This is a genomic window from Paenibacillus sp. LS-5 (genome assembly GCF_056121505.1).
This window is the reverse complement of record NZ_JBWAVA010000005.1, coordinates 295162-311249: the sequence shown is the minus strand read 5'-3', so window position 1 is coordinate 311249 and position 16088 is coordinate 295162. Positions and strand designations below refer to the sequence as shown.

17 protein-coding genes and 1 riboswitch are annotated in these 16088 nt (G+C 45.6%); of the genes, 12 read left to right on the top strand and 5 right to left on the bottom strand.

Features of this window, described 5'->3' with window-relative positions; genetic code table 11:
• Positions 1-175: 175 nt before the first annotated feature.
• The 3 genes from AC0MA3_RS11045 to AC0MA3_RS11035 all read right to left on the bottom strand — a co-directional run bounded on the left by AC0MA3_RS11045 (position 176) and on the right by AC0MA3_RS11035 (position 2907).
• Positions 176-1003 (bottom strand): lysostaphin resistance A-like protein, encoded by an 828-nt coding sequence (locus AC0MA3_RS11045; protein WP_474656197.1) that lies wholly within the window; start codon positions 1001-1003, stop codon positions 176-178.
• Between the two features lie 88 nt (positions 1004-1091).
• Positions 1092-1745: a response regulator transcription factor gene (locus tag AC0MA3_RS11040; RefSeq protein WP_379154650.1), complete on the bottom strand. Its 654-nt coding sequence runs from the start codon at positions 1743-1745 to the stop codon at positions 1092-1094.
• Complete coding sequence (locus AC0MA3_RS11035) at positions 1732-2907, bottom strand: sensor histidine kinase (protein WP_379154653.1); 1176 nt, start codon at positions 2905-2907, stop codon at positions 1732-1734. Before AC0MA3_RS11035 ends, AC0MA3_RS11040 begins: the two co-directional genes overlap by 14 nt.
• 144 nt (positions 2908-3051) lie before the next feature.
• Here AC0MA3_RS11035 and AC0MA3_RS11030 point away from each other — a divergent pair, with 144 nt between their 5' ends.
• From AC0MA3_RS11030 to AC0MA3_RS10980, 11 genes are all read left to right on the top strand, one after another.
• Complete coding sequence (locus AC0MA3_RS11030) at positions 3052-3468, top strand: MerR family transcriptional regulator (RefSeq protein ID WP_474656196.1); 417 nt, start codon at positions 3052-3054, stop codon at positions 3466-3468.
• Between the two features lie 11 nt (positions 3469-3479).
• Complete coding sequence (locus AC0MA3_RS11025) at positions 3480-3833, top strand: DUF4260 domain-containing protein (protein ID WP_474656195.1); 354 nt, start codon at positions 3480-3482, stop codon at positions 3831-3833.
• Positions 3834-3999: 166 nt separating this feature from the next.
• On the top strand, positions 4000-4563 hold the full coding sequence (locus AC0MA3_RS11020; protein WP_474656194.1) for a dihydrofolate reductase family protein: 564 nt from the start codon (positions 4000-4002) through the stop codon (positions 4561-4563).
• Positions 4564-5258: 695 nt separating this feature from the next.
• A complete protein-coding gene (locus tag AC0MA3_RS11015) occupies positions 5259-7331 on the top strand; it encodes a sugar-binding protein (protein ID WP_474656193.1) in 2073 nt (690 codons plus the stop codon).
• 238 nt (positions 7332-7569) lie between these two features.
• A complete protein-coding gene (locus tag AC0MA3_RS11010) occupies positions 7570-7950 on the top strand; it encodes a hypothetical protein (protein WP_474656192.1) in 381 nt (126 codons plus the stop codon).
• A 193-nt stretch (positions 7951-8143) separates the two neighbouring features.
• Positions 8144-8446: an ArsR/SmtB family transcription factor gene (locus AC0MA3_RS11005; protein WP_379154671.1), complete on the top strand. Its 303-nt coding sequence runs from the start codon at positions 8144-8146 to the stop codon at positions 8444-8446.
• Positions 8447-8475: 29 nt separating this feature from the next.
• Positions 8476-9867: an aldehyde dehydrogenase gene (locus AC0MA3_RS11000; RefSeq protein ID WP_474656191.1), complete on the top strand. Its 1392-nt coding sequence runs from the start codon at positions 8476-8478 to the stop codon at positions 9865-9867.
• Positions 9868-10013: 146 nt separating this feature from the next.
• Positions 10014-11153 (top strand): 5-methyltetrahydropteroyltriglutamate--homocysteine S-methyltransferase, encoded by a 1140-nt coding sequence (locus AC0MA3_RS10995; RefSeq protein WP_474656190.1) that lies wholly within the window; start codon positions 10014-10016, stop codon positions 11151-11153.
• Positions 11154-11279: 126 nt separating this feature from the next.
• Positions 11280-11359: riboswitch (glycine riboswitch) on the top strand.
• A gap of 129 nt (positions 11360-11488) precedes the next feature.
• A complete protein-coding gene (locus tag AC0MA3_RS10990; RefSeq protein WP_474656189.1) occupies positions 11489-12877 on the top strand; it encodes an amino acid permease in 1389 nt (462 codons plus the stop codon).
• A gap of 188 nt (positions 12878-13065) precedes the next feature.
• Entirely contained in the window at positions 13066-13812 is a 747-nt protein-coding gene (locus AC0MA3_RS10985) for a leucine-rich repeat domain-containing protein (RefSeq protein WP_474656188.1), read from the top strand.
• A 60-nt stretch (positions 13813-13872) separates the two neighbouring features.
• A complete protein-coding gene (locus AC0MA3_RS10980; RefSeq protein ID WP_474656187.1) occupies positions 13873-14355 on the top strand; it encodes a GyrI-like domain-containing protein in 483 nt (160 codons plus the stop codon).
• 128 nt (positions 14356-14483) lie between these two features.
• Here AC0MA3_RS10980 and AC0MA3_RS10975 read toward each other — a convergent pair whose 3' ends face one another.
• Together AC0MA3_RS10975 and AC0MA3_RS10970 are read right to left on the bottom strand one after the other, a co-directional pair.
• The gene (locus AC0MA3_RS10975; protein ID WP_474656186.1) at positions 14484-14852 is read right to left on the bottom strand and encodes a DUF1304 domain-containing protein; all 369 of its coding nucleotides are present in this window, start codon (positions 14850-14852) and stop codon (positions 14484-14486) included.
• 24 nt (positions 14853-14876) lie between these two features.
• Positions 14877-15374, bottom strand: coding sequence for a DinB family protein (locus tag AC0MA3_RS10970; protein WP_474656185.1), 498 nt, complete (start codon positions 15372-15374; stop codon positions 14877-14879).
• A 189-nt stretch (positions 15375-15563) separates the two neighbouring features.
• On the opposite strand from AC0MA3_RS10970, the gene AC0MA3_RS10965 reads away from it, so the two are divergent.
• Complete coding sequence (locus AC0MA3_RS10965; RefSeq protein WP_474656184.1) at positions 15564-16079, top strand: N-acetyltransferase family protein; 516 nt, start codon at positions 15564-15566, stop codon at positions 16077-16079.
• Positions 16080-16088: the final 9 nt, after the last annotated feature.

The window sequence follows — 16088 nt, the reverse complement described above, 5'->3', positions numbered from 1 at the left end:
AGTAGCGTTGGCGGTTCGCCTCTGATGGGATAAAGTTCCCCACAGCATGCTGTGGGGAACTTTATTTACGTTATACTATTTATCCAAAAGGCTAATTCAGTTTAGTATCGTGAGTTCATGAGCTGGACAATCTTTTGCAAGATCCAACTTTCCATTCTAATCTGAGAGAAACAAATCATGGCCGTTTCCGTGCAGCACCGATCAGCATCGGAATGGCAATCACAAGTCCTAGGATCACCGTAACAATGGAGCCCTCCAGGCCAAAATCCCCTCCCGTGAGCAATGCTGCGCCGTTTGTCTTCACAGTAAACAACCCGGCCGCAGGTAGTCCGGACACAGGAATGCCAAGCGAACCTTCGAGTGCATTCCAAGAAAAATGCAGCCCCATGGCGAACCACAAATTACGGCGCCACAAGAATGCGGCTCCGAGCAGAACCCCTGCTTCTAGGGTGATGGCAAGTGCGCTCCATAGTGTTGCTCCTGGATTGCCAAGATGGAAGGCCCCAAAGGTAAGCGAAGTGATCGCGAGTGCAATCCAGCTGCCCCCTAATTTCTGTATAGCTTGAAACATCAATCCACGAAACACCAGTTCCTCGACAATGGCTGCGCTCAGCGCCGTTTCAATCGACGTCATGAGAATAGAACCCGGATCTGCAGCAGCCGCCCAATGAAAGGTGTAGCCGCCGAGTATAACAATAATAAGCGTGGATACTACGATAAAAATCGCTCCGGTGATTACGCCTCGGATAGCTTCCACCCCTGCGTGCTGCCCGGATAGCTCTGGAATGGGCCGCAGAGCCACGTATTTCATAATAAGCTTATACACCAGGATGGCTACTAAACCCAACAGGAGTGTTAAGAATAGGGAACCGGCCCCGTCTACTCGCTCGGTCAGCACAAGGAATAACCCCTGTACAAGAATAATAGCGATCGCACCCACAAGCATCCAGGTTATTGGAAAGCGAAGCAGCCGCTCTATGTTGCGGGACCTTTTTTTCTTCATGTCTTTCATCAGCTCCTATAACGTTTGGTAGTTATGAGTTTATACTGAAAAAGTCATAAAGACACAGTGCGCTTTGGTCATGACATGGTTACTTGTGATCCAGTATGCCCGAATCTCGGGCTATGCGGGCAGCTTCTCGCCTTCCCTTGACTTGAAGCTTCGAATAAATCGTTGAGATGTAATTCTTCACTGTCCCTTCACTAAGAAAAAGCGCTTCAGCAATGTCTTGATTACGCAGGCCGGAAGCCAGCTTATGCAGCACTTCAAGTTCACGGGCGCTGAGCCCGTATTCATTACTTTTTAAGGCGGAGGAATTGTTCATGCTCATGCTTTTAATCATTTTGCCCGCCATCTCTTGGGTTATTAAGGTGCCTCCCGCATGAACCACGCGTATACCTGCAGCCAAATCCTTGGGATGGATGGCCTTGAGCAGATAACCTTCTGCGCCATGACTTAAAGCCGCAAGCACATACTCTACTTCCTTATAAGAGGTCAGCATAATAATCTTGATGTCAGGAAATCGCTTCTTAATCAGGGCAGTTGCAGCTACGCCGTCCATGACAGGCATGTTGATATCCATCAGCACAATGTCGGGATGATACTGCTCACAGCCATGAATGGCTTCCTCCCCGTTTTTTGCCAACGCAGCTATTTCGATATCTTCCTCCATGGACAGCACGATATGTAAGCTTTCCAGGATCAATTCTTGATCATCAGCAATCAGCACCTTAATGTTCGACATGCAGCAGTACCCCTTTCAGCGGAATTTCACATCTGACTTCGGTAATCGCCTCAGCTTCCTCCTTAGAATCCACGGACAAGCTGCCTCCCAATCGCTCAATTCGATGCTTCATCGTGGTCAATCCGAAGCCATAATCCATTTTTTTAATTGGTATGCCGTTATTTCGAACAATTAACCGCAGCCTGCTCACGGAAAACTCCAGTTCTAAGTACAATTGAGATGCCCTTCCATGTTTTAGCGCATTCGTAAAAGCTTCCTGGATGATACGTATGACCGCTTGCCGCACTTCAAAATGCACTCTAGGCTCTGTCCCCAGCAGATTGACGGTTATTACAGTTCCCGTGTGCTCTTGGAAACGGAGGACAAGGTTCTCCACCTGCTGTGTAATACTCGCCCCCTCTTCTTCTCCCATTTCATGCACAATGTTTCGCATGTCGTCCAGATTTTGTTCAGCGAGTGCCCTTAAGCGGATTAAACGGCCTTTAACCTCTTCAGGCTTCCGATCCAGAAGGGCAATTGAAGCATCAAGGCTCATAATAAGTGAAATAAAGGAGTGCCCCAATGTATCATGAAGCTCCTTCGACATACGGTTGCGCTCTTCCTGAAGCGTCATTGTCTCTATTTCCGCAGAGTAGAGGGTTAGCAGCTTATTTTGCCGCTCCACTTCTAGTGCCAGTTTATTCTTCTCTTCATATGCTTTGGCTACGGAGCTCGCCCATATACCGATGAAGCAGAACAGCAAATTGTCAGATGCGAAGCTAAACGCCTGCTCCCAAGGCAAATGCAAGTAAGTCTGCGATAAAAAAGGAATGAAAGCCAGCACAGGAATAACCCAGATCGTCTTCTTCGTCATTAAGTATCCCATGATAAGACTGAGCAGCAAATAGTCCGCCCTTGAAGTCAGATCCGGATGGATGGAAGAATTTACATAATAAGAACCGCCCAGCAGCAGCTCCAGTATACAGAACCAAGTCCTGTTATTTCTAAGCCCAGGGAACCAGAACAGCATAGGGACGACAAGCGCTAGAATCAGCCAAAGGATATTCACTACCGTTAGGAACGAAAATTCACTTTCTTGCAATAGACGGGACGCTAGCAAAATATAGTGATACGATCGAAGTGCAAATAGGCCCCAATCCATAAAAGATAATATTTTTTTCATATCGTCATCCCACTTTTCCGGTGAAAATAAATCAGCATCAGTGCTTCCAGTGTATCAATCAATTATAAGGGGAAAATAGGCCGAATGAATAGTTGACCTTGGAGTTTACTCCAATGTTATGATTTTACTGAAGGGAGGGCTAAAGTGAAAATCAAGGATTTTGCGACCAAGTATCAGATTCAACCGGATACCATTCGTTATTATGAGAAAGAGAACTTATTGAATCCAATAAGGCGAGAAAATGGTTATCGGGAATTTGATGAAGAATGTGAAAAACAGATACGGCTTATCATCGTATTAAAGCAATTAGGTTTTACAATAAAGGAAATTCAACAATTACTTCTATTACGAGACAACAAATCTATATCATCAGAATGTAAGGATACAACAGTACTGTTATTCGATCAAAAAATCATGAAACTTGAGGAGAAAATCCGGTTTTATCAACAGGGATTGAAAGTCGTGCAGACCATTAAAGAACGTGCGAGTGAGGTGAAGTATTTAGAGAATATAGAAGATATCGAAAAACTCATGCTTGGTTTATTTCATAAAGACCTATAAGGAGAGAGATAATGACGAATAAACAAATCGTTCATATTGAATATGCACTTGCCTTAGCACTTTCCTTTTTTATTTACATGCAGCTACAGTTTCCCGTCTGGTTGTTTGTTGTTCTTTTATTCGTTCCTGACCTTACAATGCTTGGGTACACAATGAATAAGAAAATAGGTGCGATTGTTTATAATTTGGGACACACCTTTATTTTTCCTTTGCTTTTTGCGTTAGCTTACTTATATTTTTCAAATGATTATCTATTAGTAGGATCGATCATCTGGATCGCTCATATCTGTATGGATAGAGCAATAGGTGCTGGGTTGAAATATCAGGATTCTTTATTTACTAATACTCATATACAAAGGCTTTAACGTATACAAAGTAGACGGACTTAATTTGGTATGGTATCCCCAATTACGACAAGTTTTGTCGTAATTTCAATGTAACATACAGAATAGAAGGGAGGAATCAAGGAATGGATACTAGAGAGTTGTATTGTGTATTGTCTTCAATAGATGACGAAAGGAGTAACAAATCATGAAACGAAGAATAATTTTAGATTTAGCGGTTACTTTAGATGGTTTTATTGAAGGGGAAAATGGTGAAGTCGATTGGTGCATTATGGACCCTGAGCTGGGATTTAATGATTTCTTAAATCAAATTGATACTATTTTTTATGGAAGAAAAAGCTATGATCTATGGGGACAATTTACTCCGGCAATCGATGATACGGATTCTGATAAAGAATTATGGGAATTGATTCATAGTAAAGAGAAATATGTATTTTCCAGAACGCAAACAGGTACTGATCATAAAGCAATATTCATAAATGATCATATTCTTGAAGAAGTAAATAACTTAAAGAATAAACCGGGCAAAGATATCTGGCTATATGGTGGAGCAAGCCTTATCACAACTTTTATTCATTTAGGACTTATTGATGAATTTAGGTTATCTGTTCACCCTGTTGTTTTGGGAGAAGGGAAACCGCTCTTTGTGAACATAAAACAGAGGTTGAATTTGAAAATGGTTAGTACAAGAAAGTTCTCCTCAGGCTTAGTGCAACTAATCTATCATTTGGATGAGAACTCAACAACTTGAATGCGCCCGAATACAGCCGTCTCCGAATTGGAAATTTCAGGATCGAACGGGGGCAAGATCGTTAAGGTGAGCATGTCCCCGAACGCTCCCTTCGCCGTCTATAATGCGGAAGGTAACCTTTTCATAAATAATGTTAATATTTATTGGCGATAAAATTGTAATCGAAAAAAATAAGCATACCTGTAGGTTTAAGCTTTTTAGTTGTTAATAACGATAGGCTTATCTTGTTATCAGAGGCGACTATTTTTGAGCTTAAAAAAATTACTGATTAAATGAATGCGATTCTGAAAATGTTTTATTTTCACAATAAGGGTTTACCGAATCCCCAGTAGGATGCAGTTTTTCATTTTTACGTTTCCCCCTCCATTCGATCGTTTTCACCACTTACCCCACCCGCCGACCCGCTTTGATCTGAACAACTCATTGGCATTGTCGTTTTAGCTAAATTACTGTAAGTACATCTCACTTATAAAGTTAAAGAAGCCTATATTTCAGTACATGGAAATGATCAATTTTATGCGTTTGCATTCGTTCTCATTACATTGATATTTATATTGAAATAAGATAAAATAAAGCCGCTTGCTAAAACGTAATTGCAAGTGAGTGGATAAGCAATTCTCGTATGATATCCTTTGTGGAAAGCGAGGTGCGGCTCTACATCAGAACTACCAATTTCATTGACGGAGGCGATATTGTTGAAGAAAGGTACAACGCAATTTCGGTTACCAGTTGTGTTCTTGGCTCTTTTCTCCATGATATTTGCAAATGTTCTAGGCTTATCGTCAAATGCGTCGGCAGCTTCACCCAAGGATAAACCTGGATTTATACACAAGGGAACTATAGTACTGTCGGTCGGGGAAACGTTCACTTTGCAGATTGCTAACCAGCAGTCAAGTTCGACCTTTCAATGGAGCAGCAGTGATCCATCGGTGGCATCGGTTAATCAGACCGGAATTGTGAAAGCGCTTGCTAAGGGCACTGCAACCATTACATGGAAAATGATAAAGGAAAATAAAGAGTCGATAACCCTGACTGCCAAAATCAATGTGGTCAAGAAAAACACAAACTCACAGGCGGGGCCCAAAAAAATACCGGTAGACAGTAGTGGATTGGACGCCCAAGGGAGAATGGTTGCCTACTTCGGTTCGCCGGTAATGGACGGTACATTAGATAAGATATGGAGTAACGCGCCAAGGATTACACCGAAATATGTATCGGGTAGTATCGATACTTCGGCTGTATTTAAAGCATTATGGGATGATAAGGCCCTGTATATCCTTGCAGAAATCAAAGATAAGAACCTGTCTGTACAATCCGGAACGCCATACATGCAAGATTCATTGGAAATTTTCCTGGATGAGAACAATGACAAGTCACAGGAATATGGTGTAGATGATTTGCATTTCCGCGTAAACTACGAAAATATTCAGTCTGTTGACGTAGGGAATGGCGAACGGTTTTACACTTCTACTAAGAAAGTGAAGGACGGATATATAGTGGAGGCAAGAATTGCTTTGCAAAAGAAGCCTGAAAACGGAAAAGTGATCGGAATCGAGCTACAGGTTAACGATGCTAAAGGTTCAGAGCGGGCGGGGACCATTAATGCGTTTGATTCTACAGGCACTGCATGGAACGATACAGGGAAGTTCGGAAATGTCCTGCTCACAGGTAAGACCCAAAATGCTGTCAGTGGATTAAATCCTTATGATCTCTTGAATTTGATCAAGAGTACGCAAAAGCTTGATCTCACACGTTACCAAAATGCAAGTATTGTAACAGCTGCCGTTAAAGCTGCAGAAGGTGTTATTAACGGCAAGAAGGTTACCCAGAGCCAAATCGACATACAATACGCTGCTATAAAAGAAGCGGTCAGCAAGCTGGTATTAACCGAGGAAGCGGCAAATGAGAAGGAATTTACAACGATTCCGGACGAATATCGATTAGAGAGTAACCAGCCGGGTACCATCGAAAGTTTGTCATACACGGCCACTAATCTTAATAATGGGAAAGACGTAAAGAAGCTGAACGTTTATCTTCCCCCCGGTTACAACGCTTCTAATGCTGGCAAGAAATATAATGTGCTATACCTTATGCATGGCGGTGGCGAGAATGAAAACCTCATTTTTGGCGGCCCCGGCGAAAGCAAAGAGATGAAGAGAATCCTGGACAATATGATTGCCAAAGGTGATATTGAGCCGCTTATTGTAGTGACACCTACCTTTTATGGAGGGAAAAATGAACCCGAGTACTTCCCTGAGGAATTAATGAAAGACATTGTTCCAATGGTGGAAACCAAATATCGTACCTATGCAGCATCCGCAAGTACTGAGGATTTAAAAGCATCCCGAGGGCATCGGGCATTCGGCGGGTTCTCCATGGGGTCTGTAACGACTTGGTATACGTTCATCAATTGTCTCGATTATTTCAAGTATTATATGCCACTGAGCGGTGACAGTTGGATCATGGGTCAGGGAGGTGGAGGAACCAAGGCACAGGAAACCGCGGCGTATCTTGCCAATGTAGCCAAACAATCCGGTTACACGCCACAGGATTACTACCTGTTCTGCGCCACAGGCAGCTTGGACATCGCTTATCCGAACATGAAGCCTCAGATCGATGCCATGAAGCAGCTCAAAGAGAATTTCATATATTCAGCGGACATGAATAAAGGGAATTTTTATTTTATCGTCAGCGATGGCGGCACACATGCATGGAATTGGGTGAACCAATATATTTATGACATCTTGCCGGATTTGTTTAAAAAATAGATTTTTCAGAATCTCTTTCTTAAAGATGCCCCGGCATTTGCATTAATTTGCACCTGGGGACTTCAGTGTGGGCCTTAGGGAGGGTCGAAACAAGAGGCAGACTGGGACTATGCGACGATTATTTTTGGATATGCCGATGGAATGTTGTCATCGCGGCGACGGCCGGGTAATAGATATGATTAGAACTTTCGAAAGGCCTGAACTGAGAATGAGGGCCAAGGAAACGGAGGGACGAATCATGGCGGCACAGACAGTATTAGGCCTAAGCCCGGTACAGCCCGTTGCAGCTTACGGCAGCACACAAAGCGATGTTAGTTCCCTGGAGAAGCAGCGGAGCCGGTTGTTGATGGAACTCGACAAGGTGAATGCAGCGCAGGGTGGAGATCAGCAGACTCCCTATCGCCGTGAGCAGCTGCAGCGGCAAATTCGACTGCTGGAGGCCCAACTGGTGCAGAAAAGCGGGAGTATCACCTCCGTCGATTTTGTACCGGCGCCTCCGCTTCAAGACGCTTCCCCGGTCTGGCGGACTGAACAAAAGGGAGGATTCAAGGGAATCGGTCTGACCGATCCCCGGACAGCAACGGTTGATGCAGAGGGCCATTTCAACGCGTTGATCTAGACAAGAAGATGAAGGTGCGAGAAGCGTCCGGTGATGAACCGGCTCCTCGCACCTTCTTTTTGTGGAAAGCCGGCATTTTATCGTCCACTCATCGGAGCGCTCTTGCCTATTGGGCAAGCAAAGTGTAAGATGATTCTATATTATTGGTTTAAATGTTTAAACATTTGGACTGCAGAGACAAGGAGGCACCAGCATGGGAAAGCAGGCATTGCAGATTTTTCGCGAAAGCCTTCCAATTCTTCAAGTTTTAAGCGATCCGCACCGTCAGGATATTCTACTCCATCTATCTGAGGATGGCAGGATGACGGTGAATGAAATTACCGAGAAGCTGACTTTGTCCCGGCCGGCAGTGTCCCATCATCTGAAATTGCTCAGGAATGCAGGAGTAATCAAAGTTGAGCAATTAGGGACCCAGCGATATTATGAGTTGTCTATGCAGGAATCGGTGGATTTGTTAAGAAGGCTTCTAATGGCTTTGGAACGGGATTGTCTCTAAACCTATTTTATTTAAAGAGGAGCAGGAATATGAAGCAGTGGAACCCGGAGCAGGTAAATGAAATCCTGCAGGAGCACCGCGAGAAATTCAATAGCGGTTATACGCGTAGCGTGGAGTTTCGTCTGGAGCAGCTGGGGAAGCTGTCGGATGCGATCAGACGGAACGAGCAGACGTTACTGGCGGCGTTGTATCAGGATCTGCACAAAAGTGAATTTGATGCTTATTCGACGGAGATAGGCTATACGCTGGACAGCATCCGCTACATGAGCAAGCATTTGAAGCGGTGGATGAAGCCGCAAAGGGTAAAAACACCGTTCTATCTTGCATTATCCAGAAGTCACCAGTATAAAGAGCCTTACGGGACCGTTCTAATCATCGGACCCTATAATTACCCGTTCCAATTGCTGATTGAGCCGCTGATCGGAGCCATTGCGGCAGGAAACAGTGCAGTCTTGAAACCCTCTGAGAATACCCCTGCAGTGACTGCTGCCGTTAAGAAGCTCATCGGTGAAACCTTTGACGAGACGTATATCCGGGTGATTGAAGGAGAGAAGGAGACCACCTCGGCGCTGATTCATGCTCCTTTTGATTATATCTTTTTTACGGGGAGTGTGCCGGTTGGAAAGATTGTCATGAAAGCCGCAGCAGAGCACCTTGTGCCCGTCACGCTGGAGCTTGGAGGCAAAAGTCCGGCAATCGTTGAGCGGACTGCGAATCTCGATGTTGCGGCCAAACGGATTATTTGGGGGAAGATGATCAACGCTGGTCAGACCTGTATTGCCCCGGATTATGTGCTTGCCCATGAAGAGATTAGAGAGGAATTGATTACCCGGATGAAAAGGGTGCTGGCCACCTTCTTCGGGCCGGACGCAAGAGTAAGTCCGGATTATGGCCGAATCGTTAATGAACGCCAATTCGACCGGCTGGCCGCCATTCTGGAAGCGGAGCCCAATAGCGTGCTTGCGGGCGGGACAACAGTCAGAGAGGAGCTCTATATCGAGCCGACGCTTCTTGCCGCTACCTCTTGGTCGGACCCTGCGATGCAGGATGAACTTTTTGGGCCAATACTGCCCATTATGGGCTTCCGTCAGGTGGAGGAGGCCATTGAAATGGTGAACGCCCGTCCCAAACCATTGGCATTGTACTTGTTCACCGAACAATCTCAGGTTGAGCAGGAAGTACTCTCACGCGTCTCCTTCGGCGGCGGGTGTGTGAATGATACGATCAGCCATGTTGCCAATCACCACCTGCCCTTTGGGGGAGTAGGGAATGCCGGGATCGGCGCGTATCACGGGAAATACAGCTTCGAACTGTTCTCCCATACCAAAAGCGTCCTGACCAAGAGCACGAAGCTGGATATCCCTTTCTTATTTCCGCCTTATGGTGACAAGGTCAAGTGGGTCAGGAAGATCATGCGATAATGCCGCAGATCACATGCTAAGTCAAAGTTTCAATGCTCATTCCGGCTATAACCAATTCCTATAGCCTGCTATATCTCTTTCGTAGAATGGCATACCCATTGGGTATGCTATATTAAATTCATTCTATTTTACGAGGAGATTAACCTATGAGCACACAAACCGAACCTAAGAAGAGAACCATTACTCCATTCCGATATGACATTGTCGGCAGCTTCCTGCGCCCGGGCGCGTTGAAAGAGGCCAGATTGCAATTCAAGAACGGTGAAATTACTGCCGGGCAGCTCCAGGAAGTGGAGAACGCCGAAATCATTAAGCTCGTACAGAAACAGAAAGAGGTTGGCCTTCAAGCGGTAACCGACGGTGAATTCCGCCGCTCCTGGTGGCATTTGGACTTCTTCTGGGGATTTGACGGTGTGGAGCGGACGATTATTGACCAGGGCTATCAATTCAACGGCGCGCAGTCCAGACCGGAAACCTCCCGTTTGTCCGGCAAAATAAGCTACAGCAGTCATCCTTTTGTATCCCATTATGCATTCCTAAAAGGAGTTGCAGGCGAAGACGTTGTTGCGCGTCAATCAATTCCTGCGGCTGCGCAATTCCTGTTCGAGCTGGACCGGGCAGAAAATAAGGAAACTACGAACGCCATCTATCCGAATCGGGAGGAACTGGTGTCGGATATTGCCAAGGCGTACAAAGCGTCGATTCTTGCCTTCTATGAAGCAGGCTGCCGCAGTATTCAGATTGACGATTGCACGTGGGGGGCACTTTGCGACGAACAGTTTATTTCATTCATGCAGCAGATTGGCGTGAATGTGGCTGATTATGCGGATGAATTTGCCAGATTGAACGAGGCGGTGGTATCGGGTCTGCCGGACGATCTCGTGGTTACAACACATGTCTGCCGCGGCAATTATGTTTCGACTTATGCTGGAGTAGGCGGAGGTTACGAGCCTATCGCGCAAACGCTCCTGAGCATCGATAACTACTCCGGCTATTATCTGGAGTTTGATACAGAGCGGGCAGGTGATTTCAAGCCGCTTCGTTTCCTGAAGGACAATCAGCAGGTTGTGCTTGGCCTGTTCTCCTCCAAATTTGGTGAGCTTGAGAACAAAGAGGATATTCTGAAGCGCATTGAGGAAGCGAAGCAATACGTCGATTTGAACCGGATTTGCCTAAGCCCCCAATGCGGATTTGCTTCCACGGAAGAAGGCAACCACCTGACAGAAGAACAGCAGTGGAACAAACTGGCCTATATTAAAGAGATTGCCGAAGAAATCTGGAAATAATTAGCTTGAGACTTTTATCACTGATCTAACACTCACATCGCAAGTAATATGTTAGAATATCAGAAACACATTGTACATTAACTTCATAATTCGCAAGCTATGATTGCTATGGATCACACTATAGCAGGAGCAGCTTCTGGAGAGACCGCGGAATTTCGCGGCGCCGAAGGGTTCACAATCTCAGGCAAAAGGACAGAAGAGTACGGAATGTATTTGTCATGCTGATGCATCAGCAGGCAAGTATTCTTTCCTATTCTTATGAACCGGGAGATTGGATGACATCCAGTCTCTTTTTTTTGTGCATCAATGTATGTATTCATAAGGGGGAATAAGGTATGGCACAAACCGAATTAAAAAGAGAACTGGCAAACCGGCATGTTCAACTGATCGCCATCGGAGGCACCATTGGTACAGGATTATTCCTGGGGTCGGGTAAAGCGATCCAGCAGGCAGGGCCATCCATCATGATTACCTATCTAATCGTGGGTATCGCTGTATTTTTCGTAATGAGGGCACTTGGAGAGCTTCTGCTGTCAAAAGCGGGATATCAGTCATTCACGGATATTGCCGAAGACTATCTGGGTCCCCGGGTCGCGTTCATCACGGGCTGGACCTATTGGTTCTGCTGGATCATGACGGCTATGGCTGATGTGATTGCAGTAGGCGTATATGTGCAGTACTGGTTTAATATTCCGCATTGGGTACCGGCTGTCGTCTGCCTGATCATTTTGTTAGGACTTAATTTACTGACCGTCAAAAACTTCGGAGAACTCGAGTTCTGGTTTGCTCTAATCAAGGTCATCACGATCCTTGCTTTAATCGGCATTGGCGTCATTTTCCTGATTATGGGGCTCAAGACGGATGCAGGATCGGTAACGGTCCGGAACCTGTGGGAACACGGAGGTGTATTTCCGAACGGTGTGAAAGGTTTTTTATTTTCCTTCCAGATGGTTGTATTTGCTTATGTCGGCGTGGAATTAGTAGGAGTGTCGGCAGCGGAAACTGCGGATCCGGAGAAAAATATCCCGTCCGCGATCAACAAAATCCCTTTGCGGATCCTTTTTTTCTACGTTGGTGCGTTATTCGTCCTGCTGTGCATTAACCCATGGACGGAGCTCAGTCCGGCGGAAAGCCCTTTTGTGAGAACCTTTAGTCTGGTAGGGATTCCAATTGCTGCGGGGATTATCAATTTCGTCGTATTAACTTCAGCCGCTTCCGCATGCAACAGCGGGATGTTCTCGACCAGCCGGATTCTATATAATCTGAGCCGGAAGGACCGGGCGTCCGCTCATTTTGCCAAACTGAATAAAAATCATGTTCCCGGGAATTCGTTATTCATATCTACGCTTGTCATCTCTGCCGGGGCTCTTCTGAGCAAACTCGTTCCGGAGCAGGCTTTTGGAATTGTAACCACTATAAGTGCCATTTGTTTTATCTGGGTGTGGGGTGTGGTTCTCGTATGCCATATCCAATATAAGAAGACCCGGCCTGATCTGCAGGCAAAATCCAAATTCAAAGCACCGTTCACGCCGGCGATTAATGTTGTGGTCTTAGCTTTGTTTGCTGCGATACTGGTGATTATGCTGTTTGCTGAAGATACGCGTCCGGCATTATTGTTTACGCCTCTGTGGTTTATTTTGTTGTTTGTTTTGTATTCGGTGAATAACAGGAAAAGGGAACAGAGCAACAAAATAATTAGTGCAGAACCAACAAGCCATTCATAAAATCACAGCAGCCTTCCATTCCGCTTCCCAGTGGTTTTGGGGGCTTTTTTCATTTAATACGGGGCTATACCTCATGAATCAAAGGCAGGATAATCATAGAGTCATGGGAGAGGTGCTGTAAGTTTTTGTGAAAAATCCGATAAAAGAAAGGAGGGTCACTATTCAGGTTTTTAAAAAGGAGAATCTAAATGCCTGCTAAATTAGTAAAAAATATCATCGTATTCTGTTTGGTTGTCGTATTCTTACCGGTAACATCCATTTGGGCCGCATCTCTCATTACGGACCCGGCTTTGGCAAAAGCCATTCGGGCGGAATTAAAGCTGCCGGCTAATAAAGAGGTGAAGGCGGTTGATCTGCAGAAGTTGGAATCTTTGTATCCTATGGAATCCAAGAATAAAATCGTCAGTTTGCAAGGACTTGAATATGCCGTTAACCTGCAGAGCTTATTTGTTCCCGGCCAAAAGATTAAAAGTATTACACCGCTCAGTAAGCTGAAAAAACTGACGTTTGTAGCCGTTGACGGGAATCAGATTACTGACCTTACACCGCTATCTGGGTTAAGTTCACTGGAAAATCTGGTTGTTCAAGACAACAAGATAAAGAGTCTAGCACCGCTTAAGAATCTACATAAGCTGACTGATCTTCTAGCTGGCAATAATCAGGTGGCAGATCTAAGACCTCTTCAGAATTTGAAGTTAGAATGGCTCATACTGAGCGGCAATCAAATTAAAGATTTGACGCCGTTAAAGAATAATTCAACCTTGGAGCATCTTTATCTGGATGATAACCTCATTCAGGATATTGAAGTGCTGGAGACTATGCCGCATTTAAAAGAAGTATTTTTGGCAGATAACCCGCTGAATAAGCAAGCAGAGCAGGTCATTCAGAATCTGGAGAACAACGGTGTCATAGTGGATTTGGGGGATAACCGTTAAACATGACAGCAAGCTGTCTACTTTCTCCTTGTATAATTGAGTGCAAGAGGGGGATGGACCATGAACACTTTTTCAATTCACAAGCCAAAACTGATAATTACCGGAGTATCTGTACGTACTACGAACGCCGCAGAGGCAGGACCGGAAGGGCAATTGTCCAAGCTGTGGGAGACTTATTATCAGAGCAATCTCGTAACTGCAGCCTGGGCTAGGAATTCACATTTCATTTACGCAGTGTATACGGATTATGAGAGTGATGCCAGCGGAGCTTACACGGTTGTCATTGGGCATGAATCAAGCAGTGATTCGGTTCAAGGCAACAATGATTACGCAGTTGCGGTCGTTCCCGAAAGTAAATACCTCGTATTTAAGACGAAAAAGGGACCTGTGTACGAAGTAGTAGCTGAGGCGTGGCATGAGATCTGGACTTACTTCAAGGAATCACCGGATGAAAGAACCTATAGTGGCGATTTTGAGCGATATGATGCGAGGGATTTGGATCCGGCGAATGCTGAATTGGAGATTTATATAGCTATTAAATAGAATGCAAGAGGGGGCCTAAGCAGCTAATATATAGCTTATAGGCCCCCTCTTACTTAGTTATCCTACGAATGTCTTTCCTCAACCTGGAAGTCATCCGCATGTCCGTATAGGATGGTCAAAAATCAGATTTACAGATTCGCCAGAAGAAGGGCGATTATCGCCAGAAAAGCCGGGAGACCCTGGACTAACAGAATGGATTTCTTGGCCGTGATGCCGCCATAGACCGCTGCAACCCCGACACAGATTAGAAAAAACAGCTGAAGCTGGAATCCGAACGTGTCATTCGGATGGAACAAGCCCCACACCAGTCCGGCGGCCAAAAAACCATTGTACAGCCCTTGGTTGGCTGCGAGTGATTTCGTGTCCTGCGCGAACTCCTTGGTGGTTCCGAACGCCTTCTGTGCTCTTGGGGTGGTCCACATGAACATCTCCAAGACCAAAATATACACATGCTCCAGCGCTACTAGCGCCACAAGTATAGTACTCAAAATCATCATTTCAATTCCCTCTTTTGTGTTGGATTAGGCGGGATAGCCCCCGCCAGGTGGCGGCCAGGCCCCGTGTAGACGGCGAAGCAGAACAACTTCTCCTAAATGGTAGGAATTATGAGAGGCGATATTCCGTAAAATTCCGCCCTTGGTCTCCCCCGGAAAACCGGGGAGCGGTTCGTCAAGCTGTACGGTCTGGGCAAAAGCAACCGCCTTCTCTACGCCTTGCAGCAAATGCCTCACGGTGTCCTGCCATTCTGCCTCGTCCCCGGGTGCTTCCTCTGTCGGCCAGCTTTCCATCACACTTCCTGGCGCTTGCGGTTTGCCCCCCTCCAGGAAGGTCAGCATGAAATCCTGCCAATAGCTTATATGCTTCAATAATTGATAAATGCTGTACGGAATCCCTTCAGTACGTTGTCCGGCGAGCTCGGATGTAATATCCGGCAAGGCTCTGGCAATCGGAATATGTCCGCGTTCTCCAATTAACGATTTCACAAGAGCCTGGCCAAAAGCAGAATTGGACTCGGACATCATGAAGCTCCTTTCTTGAATTAAACATTTGTATTTAAATTATATTTTGCAAAATATAATTTTATAAAAGTAAATATACCTAAATTCAGCCATTTTGTCAATTGCCCAGCGCTTCTAGCCGATTCAATACAAGTGGAAATATCTAAGGTAGTATAAGATTAAGATAGAATCGGGTCAGGAGGGATACCTTTGTACATAAGAATGCTGACATCTACCGATGCGGAGATTTACCGCGAGCTCCGGCTGCAGTCGCTGCTGCAGAATCCGGAAGCTTTCCTCAGTTCCTATGAGTCGGAGTCTAAGATCTCCATAGTCACCACCCGGATCAGGCTGGAACCCTCGGATGAGAACTTCACCCTTGGAGCCTTCGATGCGGAAGAAAGGCTGGTGGGTATCGTAACCTTTTTCCGTGAGAGCAGACCGAAGATCCGTCACAAAGCCCATGTATATTCTGTATATGTTGATCCGTGTGTGCGCAAGCAGGGGATTGGGCGGCTCTTAATGCTGGAGCTGATTAAGCGGGCGAAGCAGGTACCGGACCTGGAAATCCTTAATCTGACCTTAACATCGGCTAACTTGTCCGCCAAACGGCTGTATGAATCTCTGGGATTTATCCGCTATGGCACAGAGCCGAGGGCGATGAAGCTGGGGGTTGAATACCTGGATGAGGATTTGATGTATCTGCCGCTACTGCCGGAGCAGTAGAGGATATAT

What these genes read in the sequence shown, in the direction of transcription:
- AC0MA3_RS11045 (WP_474656197.1), bottom strand. Translation starts at nt 1,003, where the DNA reads ATGAAGAAAAAAAGGTCCCGCAACATAGAGCGGCTGCTTCGCTTTCCA.
- AC0MA3_RS11025 (WP_474656195.1), top strand. Translation starts at nt 3,480, where the DNA reads ATGACGAATAAACAAATCGTTCATATTGAATATGCACTTGCCTTAGCA.
- AC0MA3_RS11005 (WP_379154671.1), top strand. Translation starts at nt 8,144, where the DNA reads ATGGGAAAGCAGGCATTGCAGATTTTTCGCGAAAGCCTTCCAATTCTT.
- AC0MA3_RS10975 (WP_474656186.1), bottom strand. Translation starts at nt 14,852, where the DNA reads ATGATGATTTTGAGTACTATACTTGTGGCGCTAGTAGCGCTGGAGCAT.
- AC0MA3_RS11000 (WP_474656191.1), top strand. Translation starts at nt 8,476, where the DNA reads ATGAAGCAGTGGAACCCGGAGCAGGTAAATGAAATCCTGCAGGAGCAC.
- AC0MA3_RS11035 (WP_379154653.1), bottom strand. Translation starts at nt 2,907, where the DNA reads ATGAAAAAAATATTATCTTTTATGGATTGGGGCCTATTTGCACTTCGA.
- AC0MA3_RS10995 (WP_474656190.1), top strand. Translation starts at nt 10,014, where the DNA reads ATGAGCACACAAACCGAACCTAAGAAGAGAACCATTACTCCATTCCGA.
- AC0MA3_RS10990 (WP_474656189.1), top strand. Translation starts at nt 11,489, where the DNA reads ATGGCACAAACCGAATTAAAAAGAGAACTGGCAAACCGGCATGTTCAA.
- AC0MA3_RS11010 (WP_474656192.1), top strand. Translation starts at nt 7,570, where the DNA reads ATGGCGGCACAGACAGTATTAGGCCTAAGCCCGGTACAGCCCGTTGCA.
- AC0MA3_RS11020 (WP_474656194.1), top strand. Translation starts at nt 4,000, where the DNA reads ATGAAACGAAGAATAATTTTAGATTTAGCGGTTACTTTAGATGGTTTT.
- AC0MA3_RS10985 (WP_474656188.1), top strand. Translation starts at nt 13,066, where the DNA reads ATGCCTGCTAAATTAGTAAAAAATATCATCGTATTCTGTTTGGTTGTC.
- AC0MA3_RS10980 (WP_474656187.1), top strand. Translation starts at nt 13,873, where the DNA reads ATGAACACTTTTTCAATTCACAAGCCAAAACTGATAATTACCGGAGTA.
- AC0MA3_RS10970 (WP_474656185.1), bottom strand. Translation starts at nt 15,374, where the DNA reads ATGTCCGAGTCCAATTCTGCTTTTGGCCAGGCTCTTGTGAAATCGTTA.
- AC0MA3_RS11040 (WP_379154650.1), bottom strand. Translation starts at nt 1,745, where the DNA reads ATGTCGAACATTAAGGTGCTGATTGCTGATGATCAAGAATTGATCCTG.